This is a genomic window from Psychrosphaera haliotis (genome assembly GCF_009728465.1).
Classification (GTDB): domain Bacteria; phylum Pseudomonadota; class Gammaproteobacteria; order Enterobacterales; family Alteromonadaceae; genus Psychrosphaera; species Psychrosphaera haliotis.
Genome location: NZ_WOCD01000001.1, coordinates 241,990 through 256,092, shown reverse-complemented (window position 1 = coordinate 256,092; position 14,103 = coordinate 241,990). Strand labels below are relative to the sequence as shown.

The 14,103-nt window shown below is 38.6% G+C and carries 14 protein-coding genes; 13 read left to right on the top strand and 1 reads right to left on the bottom strand.

What is annotated here, in order from left to right; translation table 11 throughout:
- The first annotated feature begins 146 nt into the window (after positions 1-146).
- The 11 genes from GNP35_RS01150 (at position 147) to GNP35_RS01100 (ending at position 11,416) form a co-directional block, all read left to right on the top strand.
- Positions 147-644: a hypothetical protein gene (locus GNP35_RS01150; protein ID WP_155693747.1), complete on the top strand. Its 498-nt coding sequence runs from the start codon at positions 147-149 to the stop codon at positions 642-644.
- Positions 610-1,839: a sensor histidine kinase gene (locus GNP35_RS01145; RefSeq protein WP_196492367.1), complete on the top strand. Its 1,230-nt coding sequence runs from the start codon at positions 610-612 to the stop codon at positions 1,837-1,839. Before GNP35_RS01150 ends, GNP35_RS01145 begins: the two co-directional genes overlap by 35 nt.
- Before the next feature lies 1 nt (position 1,840).
- The gene (locus tag GNP35_RS01140; RefSeq protein WP_155693743.1) at positions 1,841-2,581 is read left to right on the top strand and encodes a LytR/AlgR family response regulator transcription factor; all 741 of its coding nucleotides are present in this window, start codon (positions 1,841-1,843) and stop codon (positions 2,579-2,581) included.
- 179 nt (positions 2,582-2,760) lie between these two features.
- The gene (locus tag GNP35_RS01135; protein WP_155694579.1) at positions 2,761-4,920 is read left to right on the top strand and encodes a prolyl oligopeptidase family serine peptidase; all 2,160 of its coding nucleotides are present in this window, start codon (positions 2,761-2,763) and stop codon (positions 4,918-4,920) included.
- Positions 4,921-5,153: 233 nt separating this feature from the next.
- Positions 5,154-5,798 (top strand): hypothetical protein, encoded by a 645-nt coding sequence (locus GNP35_RS01130; RefSeq protein WP_155693742.1) that lies wholly within the window; start codon positions 5,154-5,156, stop codon positions 5,796-5,798.
- A gap of 101 nt (positions 5,799-5,899) precedes the next feature.
- Positions 5,900-6,433 (top strand): methanogen output domain 1-containing protein, encoded by a 534-nt coding sequence (locus tag GNP35_RS01125; RefSeq protein WP_155693740.1) that lies wholly within the window; start codon positions 5,900-5,902, stop codon positions 6,431-6,433.
- Complete coding sequence (locus GNP35_RS15955; protein ID WP_155693738.1) at positions 6,420-7,349, top strand: GGDEF domain-containing protein; 930 nt, start codon at positions 6,420-6,422, stop codon at positions 7,347-7,349. Before GNP35_RS01125 ends, GNP35_RS15955 begins: the two co-directional genes overlap by 14 nt.
- 223 nt (positions 7,350-7,572) lie before the next feature.
- Positions 7,573-7,836: a CBU_0592 family membrane protein gene (locus GNP35_RS01115; RefSeq protein WP_155693736.1), complete on the top strand. Its 264-nt coding sequence runs from the start codon at positions 7,573-7,575 to the stop codon at positions 7,834-7,836.
- 86 nt (positions 7,837-7,922) lie between these two features.
- On the top strand, positions 7,923-8,690 hold the full coding sequence (locus tag GNP35_RS01110; protein ID WP_155693734.1) for a hypothetical protein: 768 nt from the start codon (positions 7,923-7,925) through the stop codon (positions 8,688-8,690).
- A 53-nt stretch (positions 8,691-8,743) separates the two neighbouring features.
- Positions 8,744-9,400 (top strand): cupin domain-containing protein, encoded by a 657-nt coding sequence (locus tag GNP35_RS01105; protein ID WP_155693732.1) that lies wholly within the window; start codon positions 8,744-8,746, stop codon positions 9,398-9,400.
- Between the two features lie 156 nt (positions 9,401-9,556).
- Positions 9,557-11,416 carry a choice-of-anchor I family protein gene (locus GNP35_RS01100; RefSeq protein WP_155693730.1) on the top strand — a complete coding sequence of 620 codons (1,860 nt, stop codon included), beginning with the start codon at positions 9,557-9,559 and terminating at the stop codon, positions 11,414-11,416.
- Positions 11,417-11,575: 159 nt separating this feature from the next.
- Here the strand turns inward: GNP35_RS01100 and GNP35_RS01095 are convergent, their stop codons facing one another.
- Positions 11,576-12,058 (bottom strand): nuclear transport factor 2 family protein, encoded by a 483-nt coding sequence (locus tag GNP35_RS01095; protein WP_155693728.1) that lies wholly within the window; start codon positions 12,056-12,058, stop codon positions 11,576-11,578.
- Positions 12,059-12,228: 170 nt separating this feature from the next.
- On the opposite strand from GNP35_RS01095, the gene GNP35_RS01090 reads away from it, so the two are divergent.
- Positions 12,229-12,831 carry an FMN-dependent NADH-azoreductase gene (locus GNP35_RS01090; RefSeq protein WP_155693726.1) on the top strand — a complete coding sequence of 201 codons (603 nt, stop codon included), beginning with the start codon at positions 12,229-12,231 and terminating at the stop codon, positions 12,829-12,831.
- 64 nt (positions 12,832-12,895) lie between these two features.
- Entirely contained in the window at positions 12,896-14,089 is a 1,194-nt protein-coding gene (locus tag GNP35_RS01085; protein ID WP_155693724.1) for an aminotransferase class V-fold PLP-dependent enzyme, read from the top strand.
- The last annotated feature ends 14 nt before the right edge of the window (positions 14,090-14,103 follow it).

Below are 14,103 nucleotides of genomic sequence, written 5' to 3'. Positions count from 1 at the left end.
AATGACTTAGATGACAAATACATAGTTTTAAAGGCCTAACTTTTGTAACAATTTACTTTCGTCATAAAACTCGGTAAGTTCGTCACTTATATTTTGAAGTTTTCGTACTAATCTACAAAACTGGACTTTTTTTAGTAGGGACTCTTATGCAAACTCTGTTTTGTCTTTTGCCAATTTTGGCCGCCGTGCTGATTGAATCTCATATTCGTTTTATGACTTTTCATTCTCAAAGTGCGAGCGACATCATTGGTATTTTCCTACAATTATCAATTGAAACTCTCCCTCTCTATTTATCCCACGTTCTAATATGTCAAAAAAACGATTTAAAGTCGGGTTACCTAATAAAACTTAAACGTCATTCCATGCTGTTTTGGTTAGTGGGCTTCATTATTTATCCTGCTTTTTTATTAAGCTTTGGAAGTCAGCTGTTTTCAAATTTTACGATATTTCAAACCCCATTATTTAGTGTGCAAGGTTGGCTGATAACCATGGCGTTTAGTGTAATTTGGATACTAACGGTCCAAAGGCAAAAGGCTACAAGTAGCAAGTTTCTCAAAGTGGCTATCATGGTGCTTTTCATTAAATGCCTTGGTCAGCTTTGGGATTATAGTGTGGGCGGTAATAATGGCCGGTGTTTTAAATAGCAACGAAAACCCTATGGAAAATCAACCATTAACGCCCCTAATTGATGTAGGCGCTAATTTAAATTCGCCCGTGCAATTTTTATCTTATCTCTGGCAGTTCTTGTTTTTAGGAGGACTTGTTGGGGCTATATATTTAATGAATCGATATTGGTTTATTCGCCGTTTTTTAGCAGAACATGGTGTATTGGCTTTTCTGATGGTGAGCATATGTTGTTTGGTTATCGTTACTCCATTATTTTCATATTTGGGCTTGTTGATTCCATTAAACCAGCATGAATTCACACTAATACCGTCTGCGGATCATAACCCTTTTGAGATAACGAATTATCACTTTATGGCTATTGTTCTCGCTATTTCAACTCCGGTTATTCTGGCATTTGAGCGCCAACAGCAACAACTTAACCTGAGCAAAATTGAATCCTCTAAACGACTAACTGAATTAAAGTTATTACAGCAGCAAATTAACCCTCACTTTTTGTTTAATACTTTAAATAACTTGTATGCACTAACCTTAGCTAAGTCTGAAAAATCGCCAGATATGGTAATGCAGTTATCTAATTTGCTCAGATATACAGTATACGAAGGGCAAAACGATACGGTGAAAGTTGAACAAGAAGTTGAATACTTAAAGGACTTTATTGCTCTGCAAAAGATCAGGCTGTCGGATGAAACGCTATTGTCGGTGCAATGGCCGTTTGAAAATCAAGACTCAAAGAGCGACTCTCAATCTGTTATTCCACCACTGTTGCTTATAAATATTGTTGAAAATGCCTTTAAATACGCAGGAAAAGGGGCGAGCAACAAATCCATCATTAATATAAAGTTAAGTTGTGATAATAAAAAGCTTGTTCTTTTTTGCGAAAACACCTTTGATCTAACAAACACAAACACAAACACAAACACAAACACAAACACAAACACAAACACAAACACAAACACAAACACAAACACAAACACAAACACAAACACGTCTATCAATGCAAACGTGGCTTGTGAGAATATTGCTAAGAGCAACGGCGCTGAAAATACTGGGGTTGGTCTCGAAAATTTAGAACGTCGTTTAAGCTTGCTATACCCAAAAGGACACACGTTAAAGTCTGAGCAAAAGTACAACCTTTGGCAAACAACACTGACCATAGAGTTAGATAAGTTAAACGCAACTATAGAATCTAACCTCGATAGGGATGTTGTTTAATATGACTATTAAAGCCATTTTGATTGATGATGAGCCACTCGCGCATGATGTTGTTTTACATCACTTAAAGCAGCATGGAGATGTAGAAGTATTAGCTCAGTTTTATCATCCAGCGGATGCGCTTGCTTGGTTAGCCAATAACAGTGCTGATTTGTTATTTTTAGACATAAATATGCCTGCGCTAAATGGTATTGAATTACTAAAAGTATTAGCCAATCGCCCGCAGGTAGTCATTATAAGTGCCTATCAAGAATACGCTGTTGATGGTTTTGAATTAGACGTCACTGATTACTTAGTTAAGCCTGTATCGGCGGAGAGACTTGCCAATGGACTTAAAAAGGTGAGAGATAGAATTACACTATCAAACCTAACTTATGGTGATAACAGTAGCCAAGAAAACACCCAGGAAATTCACGATGGTACAAACGAAGTAATATCGAACATTGTTTTGAAGGTAGACCGTGAGTTGAGGCGTTTTGAGCTGTCTGACATTACCTACTTTGAAGCTTACGGCAATTACGTAAAAGTCTGGCAACGTAACCAAGCTACACTCGTTAACTCAACACTTAAAGGCATTTTAGAAATGCTACCTCCGACACAGTTTAGTAAAATCCATAAGTCATATATTGTCGCAAATGACTGTGTTGTGGGGCTAGATTCTGAACACGTTACGCTTTTAAATGAAGTTAAACTAAAAATTGGTAAAAGTTACAAGGCGGAATCAAAACGTATCTTTGCTTAAATACGAGTATTTAAAATACAAACAATCCTGAAAAACCGCATGATGAACTAAAACTAAGGCTTATATTGTTGGCGTGTTTAAGGCTTTGCGTTAAAGTAAACAAAACTATAAAAATATCAATCTGTGGCAGGTTTTTCTGCTGCGTTTGAAAAGGGAACATAATGAAAAATAAAAAACTAATGTTAAGTGGGGCGATTTTGTCTAGCGTTCTTTTAAGTGGTTGTAATGTGACTGATGAATCTTCAGACGCTAAATCGGCAGTTAAAAAAGTGGCCGTATCTGAAAACTACACACCTGTTGTATATCCACCTACTGTAAAAGGTGATGTTGTAGATAATTATTTTGGAACAGACGTCGCTGATCCATATCGTTGGTTAGAAGACGACATGAGTGCAGAAACCGCGTTATGGGTTAAAGCACAAAACAAAACGACTTATAGTTATTTAGATTCAATTCCTTACCGCGCTAAAATTGAAAAGCAATTAGGCGAGTTATTAGATTATGAAAAAGTGGGCATGCCATTTGTAGAAGGTGACTACACTTATTTTTATAAAAATGACGGGCTTCAAAACCAAAGCGTTTTATACCGTAAGAAAGGTGATGGCGAAGCTGAAGTATTCTTAGACCCTAACTCGTTTAGCGAAGACGGCACTGTTTCTATGTCGAGCATCGTATTCTCTGAAGATGGCTCTTACGCTGTTTATCTTATTTCAGAAGGCGGTAGTGACTGGCGCAAAGCGAAAATCATTAATACAAAAACTAAAAAGTTAGTTGGTAATGATCTTGTCGATCTTAAATTTAGTGGTATTTCTTGGGTAGGAAATTCAGGTTTTTATTACTCTAGTTACGACAAGCCAAAAGGCAGTGAGCTTTCAGCAAAAACAGACCAGCACAAACTTTATTTCCATACTTTAGGCACATCACAAGCCGCTGATAAGTTAGTTTATGGCGGTACAGAAGCTGAAAAACACAGATATGTTGGCGCGAGTGTAACGAGCGACGGTCGTTACTTATTAGTATCAGCATCAGTTTCTACTTATGGCAACAAGTTGTTAATTAAAGATTTAAGTCGTCCTAACTCAAAACTAAAATCGGTAGTTGATGATACAAATTCTGACATTGGTTTATTAGCAAACAAAGGTAAATCAATTTTACTTTTAACAGACCGAGATGCACCTAATAAACGAGTGGTTAAAGTAGATGCTAACAACCCATCACCAGAAAACTGGGTTGATGTGATCCCTGAAACGGAAAACGTATTGTCAGTTTCTAAAGGCGGCGGTTACATATTTGCTCGATACATGAAAGATGCGACGTCTTTAATCCAGCAATTTGACCTTAAAGGCAACAAAGTAAGAGACATCGCGCTTCCTGAAGTAGGCAGTGCAGGAGGTTTTTATGGTAAAGACAACCAATCTAAAGTTTATTATTCGTTTAGTAACTACAAAACCCCGCGTACTATTTTCTCTCTAGATGGTAAGTCTGGTAAGTCTGAAGTTTATAACAAGTCTGCTGTGAAATTTAATAGCGATAATTACGAGTCTAAACAGGTATTTTATACGTCAAAAGACGGCACTAAAGTTCCTATGATTATTACCCATAAAAAGGGTCTTAAGCTAGACGGTTCTAATCCAACTATTTTATATGGTTACGGTGGTTTTAATGTAAGTTTGCAACCTGGCTTTAGTTCAACACGCGCAGCTTGGCTTCAACTTGGCGGTGTTTACGCCGTTGCGAACCTTCGTGGTGGTGGTGAATACGGTAAAAAATGGCATGATGCTGGTACTCAAATGCAAAAACAAAATGTATTTGATGACTTTATTGGCGCTGCTGAATACTTAATCGAAAGCAAAATTACGTCGTCAGAAAAGTTAGCAGCTATGGGGGGCTCAAATGGTGGTCTTCTTGTTGGTGCAGTAATGACGCAACGCCCAGAGTTATTTAAAGTTGCATTACCGGCAGTTGGTGTTTTAGACATGCTTAGATACCACACATTTACAGCCGGTGCTGGTTGGGCATACGACTATGGCCGTTCAGATGACAATGCAGAAATGTTTAATTATTTGCTAGGTTACTCGCCAGTTCATAACGTGAAAAAAGGCGTAGAATACCCAGCAACAATGGTAACAACAGGTGATCACGATGACCGCGTTGTTCCAGCTCACTCGTTTAAATTTGCTGCTGAGCTTCAAGCTAAACAAGCAGGTAAAAACCCTGTTTTAATTCGTATTGAAACTGATGCCGGTCATGGCGCAGGTACACCAGTTAGCAAAACAATTAAACAGTACGCCGACATCTTTGGCTTTACCCTTTATAATATGGGCGTCAAAGAAATCTAGACTGTCGTAAGTAAGGTCTGAATAAACTTGGCTGGTTCAATACGGCCAAGTGCAAATATGACGGACTAATATGGCAAAATAGTAGGACAAAATAATATGGCAAAATAATAGGGTGCGTTCACTTTGTTATTTTGCCTTTATTTTTTGTAGCTGTAGCTGTAGCTGTAGCTGTAGTTCCGGTTTAAACTCTAAAGTAAGTTTAAGTTCTTTGAACATAAGGTAAAAGCAATTTAATGTTGTACCATATTTTAGGAGCCTTAAGCTCAGCCTTGTTCTTGTTAACTTGGTACGGATTATATAAACAGTTAGCGGCCATCGACGCTAAAAAACAAACCAATCAAGTCTCTACCCAAAACCTGTCTATCAATCAGTTTGCCTCTAGCTTTTTCGCCTTTTATGCCAATTTTATATTTGGAATCGCAATTGACCCTTTTAATCATTATTTAGTCTGGACGCGTTTTGGCGCATTACTTTTATTGGTGGTGATTTTATTTAGAGTATTTCAGGAACGAAGAGGGGTATTAAGCTCAGTAGTCTTTATGTCTACTTTGCTAGCGTTTATTGGTGGAATAATTTCAATAGCTTTTAGACCATTCCCGGATATCGCAAAACTCGCGACGGATGCTCTAATGCTCATTGTAACTGTGGTGCTTGTGCAGGGAACCTTGCATCAATATTGGTTACTTCATAAGTCTAAGTCCATAGGTAACCTGTCTTTTACGCTTATCCAAAGTATCCTCATCAAAGACATTAGTACACTTATGTTTGCCTTAACTATGCCGTTTGCTATTGCGTGGCCACTTTTAGTATTAAATGGCAGCAGTGTGATTGCGAGAGGTACTTTGCTACTTAAAATGAGACTCATCCAAAACGCCTAAGGTTTTTCCCTATATTTGGGATTATTTTTGACAATGCCATTGGTTAGTTCTATTCGTTACATTATTCATAAAAAGAACTGTATTCAGAAAAGGAACCTGCTTTGGATAAACCTCCCTCATTATATTTAGAAAAACTCGAGCTACCGATGGATCAAAAGGCGTTTTATTTACAAACGCTTATCGAGTTAAATGGGGTGTTAGAAGGTCTTATCGGCGAATCTGAAAGTGGTGCTTTTTTAAACCATGTAGCACAAAAAATTGCTAACCTTTTTTTATCCCTATACCAGGATGGTACAGAAAAAAGACAGTTCACTCCTCATCAATTAGCAGAAGTGTTGGTTGACTTAAAAAGGCGCGTAGGTGGGCAGTTTTCAATAGTTGATGTCTCAAAAAGTCGTATATTACTGTGCAATACACGTTGTCCATTTGGTGACTTGGTTATAGGTAGGCCGTCAATGTGTCAAATGACGTCAACCGTATTTGGGAAAATCGTTGCTGACAGTAATGGCTATGCGGGCGTAAGTATAGATAAGTCTATAGCCGCTGGCGATAACCATTGCGTAATAGAAATACTATTAGAGCCTGAAAGCGGTGGAACTTCATCATATAGGGAATACTTCAGTGATTCACACTAGCTCATTCGATTTAGAAGAACATTTGAATTCCGAGAGCATTTTAGCGGATATTACCGAAGGCGCGGCCATTGTGTCGTTAGACGGATGGGTAGAGCGTTACAACACAAATGCGAAAACAGCCTTAAAACAACTTGGCGAAAAATACCATCTTAGTGAAATAGTGACTGAAATTTCACGATTTAAAAGTTTTGCTGGAATAAAAAAGCAAGCCCTTTCGATGACTGGACTTCAGGTTTGTAGACTGAAAAATATTGATGACGAAAATGAATATTTGACCTATTTTTCTTCCCTCAGATCAAGGGTTAATAATAAAGTTGTTGCTATATTGCTACAGTTTGACTTTAAAGTATCTAGATATAACCAAGTTGTACAAAAACACGCTATTGAACTAAAAGAGCATGCAAGATTAATAAGGAAGTATCAATCCGATGGCATTCATGATCCACTAACAGGTCTGAAAAACAGACGTTATATGGATGAGTATTTAGTAAGCCAATGTGAGTTAAACAATCGACACCAAGTACCAGCTACCTTAGCTATCGTAGATATTGATTTTTTTAAGAAGGTCAATGATACCTACGGACATCATGTAGGAGATCAAGTAATACGCGCTGTCTCAGATGAGTTATTAGGAAGAGCCAGGGAGTCCGACGTGGTTTGCCGCTGGGGCGGGGAGGAGTTTTGCTTATTCTTGAATCATGTGGATGGCAAACCAGCAGAAAAAGTACTAAACCAAATTAGGGAAAATATTAAAGGTATAAAGGTTGATGTAGGCGGGCAGCACCTCTCTATTACAGCCAGTATAGGGGCCGCTGCGCTCATTAAAGATGAAAAGGTTACTGTATTATTTGAACGCGCAGATCATGCTTTATATAAAGCCAAAGACAATGGCAGAAATAAGGTTGTCTATTACTAATAACTGAAAAGCGGTACATAACACAGCCATTGTTTTTATTTCTTCCTATGGTCTACGTTGATTGATATAATTCAAACGAACAGCGAGCTTTCTTGGCTCGTTTTTTATTGGGAGAATTAAAAGTTAAGTCTCCTTCATAAGATGTGCTGTTTCACGGAGCGAGAATGATCCTTCCCAAGGATAGGGCCAGTCTATTGGATCATTAGTTATCTCGGAGTTTCATATGATAGATGTCATTTTTGACGTTATCGGTATGTCTGGTACTTTTTTAGTAGTAGGCGCTTTTTTTCTTTTACAGTTAGACAAAGTTAACCCGTCAGGTTTGGGCTACAATATGATGAACCTAACAGGTGCAATATTACTGCTTATTAGCCTTTGCTATAACTTTAATTTAGCCAGTTTTGTGATTGAGTTATTTTGGATTGCAGCGTCTATAATTGGTTTGTATAAGTACTACAAGAAAAAGCCAGAAAAGGCAGGTGTTTAGTAAGTTTTTCTAAGCGCTGTAAAATTTGAATTTAAAATGAAGGTGAGTATGTGACTCACCTTTTTTATACGAGTAGGAAAATAAAATTGAAAACATTGTTTATAGCACTAATAACGTTAACATCGCATTTTACAGCGGCTGCACCGTTAACAGAAAGCCAACAAGCCTCAATAAATCCAGCGGTACAGGTTCAATCCATACAAAGCCAAACTGAAGTTAACCACGTTACCCCTAACCATTCTAAGCATCATTCGTATATGGGTAGTCATGGAATGGCGGTTGTTTTTGGTGAAAATAAAACATTGATAGCGCATCATATGCCACTTTTTTATTTTCCACATGATTATCAGGTGGTTTATAAAATTAAAGTTAACTCAAATTCGGACTTTGAAAAGCTACTTGCTTTGAGTTCAAAACCGCTTGTTACTATTCTTCCAGAAAATTTTGATTTGTTAAAACTCATTAATAAAACTCGCTTTTCAGTAAAGGCCAAAGTTTATGATGGTCATTTTGAACGAGGTGGAAAGCCGTTGTTTGATACTAACGTTTTGTTTGAAAAAGCCTTATACGTTGAACCAATTGTTACCAAAGACCAGCTAACAAATTCAATTATGACTTTTGATTTAGTATCGATAGAAAATAACCAAAATCTTTTAGCGATTAAAAAAATAAGTGAAAAACCTTATTTTGACGCACTAACCTGGGTCGCTAAAACTCGTGCGGAAAAAGCAAAGTCGATCACATGTTCACCGGTTAAAACAGGACCTGTATTAGACACGGTTCAAATTTCAAATGAAATATCGACTTGTTTAGGTACTACACCGGTTTATTTAGAAACGGCCGACTTTAAGTGATCAAATTAGTCCAACGCTCAGTATCAACACCATTAATTTTATGAGGTTCTATTATGCTTAATATGGATTTTTCAGAACGACTTGTTATTGAAACTGAAAAAGTAGATTGGATAAAAAGTCCCGCAGCTGGCGTTTGGCGAAAACCACTAGAACGAGAGGCTAAAGAGTCTGGGCATACCACAAGTATTGTGAAGTATGATGCAGGTGCCTCTTTTTCAACACACACTCATCCATTTGGCGAAGAGATATTTGTGCTTGAAGGCGTTTTCTCAGATGAAAATGGCGATTACCCCGCGGGCACGTATATTCGAAACCCACCTAATAGTCATCACGCACCATTTAGCAAAGAAGGTTGTGTAATTCTTGTAAAGCTTAATCAATTTGATAAGCGCGATTTAACCGATGTAATACTAAATACAAATGCGACACCTTGGTTACAAGGACACGGCGGATTGCAGGTAATGCCTCTGCATGACTTTGAACATGAGCACGCTGCTTTAGTAAAATGGCCGTCCAATGAAGTATTTAACCCGCACCGTCATTTTGGCGGAGAAGAGATTTTAGTGCTATCTGGTTGCTTCTGCGACGAAAACGGCCAGTACCCAACCGGCACTTGGATCAGAAACCCGCACATGAGTGAGCACACTCCATTTGTTCGTAACGAAACCGTCATACTAGTAAAAACCGGACATCTCCCACTGGCGTTTTAAGCCCACTCATAACGTAGCGCTAAGCCCAGACCAAAGAAGGATTTAAGCAGGGCTGGGTGTCAGGTCATCATTTTTTAATAGTGCGGTCATATAGCGGTAACGGTTTTCTTTCAAGTTATACCCAAATCTAAAATTCACTTGAAAGGAAATAATAAAATGAAACAGGCTAAATCTTTAATTATGGTAGCGCTGTTCACAGCGTTAACTGGCTGTGATCTTGATGGTAGCGATGGTGAAAACGGCGTAAGTGGAACAAACGGTACTAATGGCATTGATGGCGTAAACGGCGTAAATGGTGAAGCTGGGAAAGACGCTCCAACATCGTTAACTTCAACCTTAGTCGCTAGAGCTGTTTTAAATGCAAATTCGCCAGAGGGCGCAGCAGAAATTGTCGCCTTTCAAAAATCCACTAAATGGATTTATGCCATTAACAGCTCTGTATCACCGGCAGTGGTGGAAGTTTTAGACACTAATGACCTCGATCCAAACGCACTAACCAAAGATGCCGAAGGTGTGGTTACTAATACCAACCTTACTTCAGCGATAACAGTTAATCTCAGCGACACAGCGACCCTTGATGGCGATGCAAACAGTATTGCTGTAGATGACGTTAATGAATTGTTAGCGGTTGCTGTCGCTTCAGGAACGCCTGGTGTTAATGGCCATATTGCGTTTTATGATATTTCTGGAGCAGCGCCTGCGTTCATTAAAAATGTAGAGGTTGGTGACTTACCAGATAATGTTGCCTTCACTCACGATGGCGCAAAAGTTATTGTTGCCAATGAAGGTGAACCTTCCAGTGACTACACCATTGATCCAGAAGGCACTATTTCTATCATAAACATCCTTGATGGCGTCCCTGCCGATGTTGCAACAATGATTTCACTTACAGGTTATAATGATCAACAAGAAGCGTTAGAGGCGCAGGGCGCTAAGTTTTCGAATCCAACGGGTCAGACTATAAAAGGTGAGGTGAGAGCTTACACTGTGGCGCAAGATCTAGAGCCAGAATATGTTGCAGTATCGGAAGATAATTCAACAGCTTTTGTTTCGTTGCAAGAGAATAATGCTTTAGCCATCGTTGATTTGTCGGACAATAGCGTTCAAGTTATTGGCTTAGGATTTAAAGATTGGAGCCAATATAAACTGGATGTTTCTGATAAAGACGAAGGCATAAACTTAAAGTCCTACGATAATTTATACGGCATGTACCAGCCAGACACCATTGCTTCATTTAATTGGCAAGGTGCAAACTTTATAGTATCGGCGAATGAAGGCGATGGCAGAGAATATATTGCATTTGAGCGAGACGCAGCTGAAGATGAAGGTAAAAATGAGTGTGAAACAGACTTCCCTGATGGCATTTACGATTGGGATGATGGTGAGGAAGTGTGTATTGCTTTTACGGACGAGTCACGTGTTAAAGACTTAGAGGATTTTGCGCCTGTTACCGCAGAATTAGATGCTTATGTTTCGGAGCAGGGTGGTAAAGACGGTTTAGGACGATTGCTTATTACCAACGCTTTAGGCAAAAATGCCGACGGGGAATATGAAAAGCTATACGCCTATGGCGCTCGTTCATTTACTATTTGGGACCAAAATGGTTTAGTGGTATTTGACTCGGGTGACGAAATAGCTCGAATTACTGCCTCTATTCACGGAGCGTCATTTAATAATGATGAAGATGAGAATACAGGTGATACTCGCTCAGATGCTAAAGGAGCTGAACCAGAAGCGTTAACCTTAGGTAAAATTGGTGAGCAAACTTATGCGTTTGTTGGTTTAGAAAGAATGGGTGGCATATTAGCGTACGATATTAGCAATCCATATAACGTTAAGTTTGTTGATTACTTTTATAACAGAGGTCTGACAGAAGGCGCTGATATTACTGGTGATTTAGCGCCAGAAGGCATGAAGTTTGTTGCAGCTGGTGACAGCCCAACAGGTGAAGCCTTGCTAATTGTTGGTAATGAAATATCTGGCTCAGTAGCCGTGTGGCAAATAGAGCAAAAGTAAGTTTTTAATTGAGGTAAACGCGACGACATTGTTACGTTTACCTCAAAACCTCAAAACCTCAAAACCTCAAAACCTCAAAACCTCAAAACCTCAAAACCAAGCTAAGTTAATATTCGACTTAATTAAAAATTAGCGCACGATGCAAGCCTCAACATCATGTTACTTAGGTTGATACTGCTCAATAAAGTCTTCGCAATTGCCTTGATACGCCGAATCCATCAGGTGAGCAATTTTCCAGTCATTGTCTTGCTGAATAACATGAATAGAATTAACGCCGCAGTGGCTGATATTGCCGTTAAAATAGAAAACAAAATAAGTCCAGATATTGGCCATGTTGCCAAAGGTCTCTATGCGGTAATCAATAATTTGCTCGTCCATATAGTCTTTTTTTCGCTTAGCGATGCTACTGGCAAACATTGATATATTGGTATCTTTAAGTTGCCCAGTTTGCTTCGCTCTAACTAACGTTGCTCCTTTTACAAATGCGTTGGCGATTTTTTCTGCATTGTGTTCTCGCATACCATCAAATAACTGCTGAACAGGTTGATATTGAGGTTCAGCATTTGTTTGGGCTTCAACCGCCACGTTTTTTGAAGCTAATTCAGCTGAAGTAAATAGAGCTAGCGCGAGCAAAAGTGACATAATATTCCTTTTAGACCTTTCATTTTTTTAGAAAGGTTTTGACGAATTTAAGCAGTATTCTTTTTTAAATCCAGAAGTAAAATGAGCCTTAGCAATTAGCAATTAGCAATTAGCAATTAGCAATTAGCAATTAATTAGCGATGACTAGGTTTTAGCTTTAGGAGCGTCAAATGAATAAGATACTTGTAATAAATTCTTCAATTAATGGTGAAAACGGTAACTCTACTATGCTTGTGAGAGAGTTTGTAGAAAAACTTAATAAAGCACAAACTAACCTTAAATTTACTAACCGAGATTTAATCCAACCAGAAATCCCTCACCTAACTTCTAATGAGCTCAGTTCTTGGATGGTGGCTTCTGATGAAAGAGATGAAGCACAGCAAAAGCTTGCTGGTTTATCAGAGGGCTTAATTGAAGAGCTTAAAACCCATGATACTTTGATTATTGGAATGCCAATGTATAACTTTGGTATTCCATCAACCTTCAAGTCTTGGATAGACAGAGTAGCTAGAGCGGGCATAACATTTAAATATACTGACCAAGGGCCTAAAGGTTTATTGACCAATAAAAAGGTATATATAGTTGCAGCCAGAGGTGGTGTATATCAAGGCACACCTGCGGATACGCAAACACAATATTTAAAAGATGTGTTGGCGTTTATTGGTTTAACAGACGTCACATTCATTTACGCAGAAGGCTTAAACATGCCTAATAAAGAACAAGGGTTAGCTTCTGCTAGAAAGGAAATCGACTCTATAGTTCACGAGTTTTAAATTTAATTGCAATTAAAGTAAGCATTGAATATGGTTGCATCCATCAAAGTAGGGAAGTAACCATATGTATCAACATTTATATCAAGCCTTTTTAAATGCAAGACCAAACGTTCAACACTTTGCTTGTCACAGCCATCATTATTGGCCTGATGTAACCCGCACTGCGATGTTGGAGTATTGGGACGATACAGCGAAAATGGCGGATGATAAATGGGACTACATTTTTTCGACAAAAATGCCTCAGACTCAAGCATTGATAGCCAATGCATTAAACGTATCAAAACCCGAGCGTATTGTATTTGCACCAAACACACATGAGTTATTAGTGCGCATACACTCAACGTTTGCAGCTCAAAAGAAAGTAAAAATACTGACAACGGATAGCGAGTTTTATTCATTTCAGCGACAGTCTGAGCGCTGGCTGCAAAGTGACATGGTTGAGTTAGTAAAAGTGCCAACGTTACCATTTGAGTCATTTGAACAACGTTTTGCAGAGGCTGCACAAGCACAGCAGTTTGATTGGATTTTTGTAAGTCAGGTGTTTTTCAACTCTGGGCTTGCCATTCAGGATCTCAGCGCTTTTATCCAAACGTTACCTAAAGAGCCACTTATCACAATTGATGGTTATCATGGCTTTTTTGCTATTCCAACAGATTTAAGTGAGCTGGAACATCAAGTTTTTTATCTTTCTGGTAGTTACAAATATGCACAAGGTGGCGAAGGCGCATGTTTTGCTGTTATCCCAGACGGTAACTATGAACCAATTTATACAGGCTGGTTTGCTGAGTTTGGTGACTTGCATCAAAGGCAAGTAGGGCAGGTTGGTTATGCACAAAATGGTCAGCAATTTGCTGGGGCTACAATGGATATGTCGGCAATGTATCGATTGCACGCCAGTTTAGACTTATTTGAGAAGGAAGGTTTATCGGTAGACGTTATTCATGACTATGTGAAACGTTGTCAGTTAGCCTTTTTAAATCACCTAGAAAATTTGAATCACCCACTTTTAAACACAAGTAACTTGATGGAGCAGCATTTACTCGACCCTTCTAATGCAACTTTGTCTTTATCGGATACCGGTTTACATGGTCACTTTTTAACATTTAAATTAGCAGAAAAGAATGTTGCGACATTAGCTAAACAATTGAGTGAACATGGCGTAAAAACAGACTTCAGAGGCGATAGATTAAGATTTGGTTTCGCTATTTATCATAATCCGCTAGACTATGACCTGTCATGTCTGTCGGCAAACAAATAACAGCAAAAGAGTGT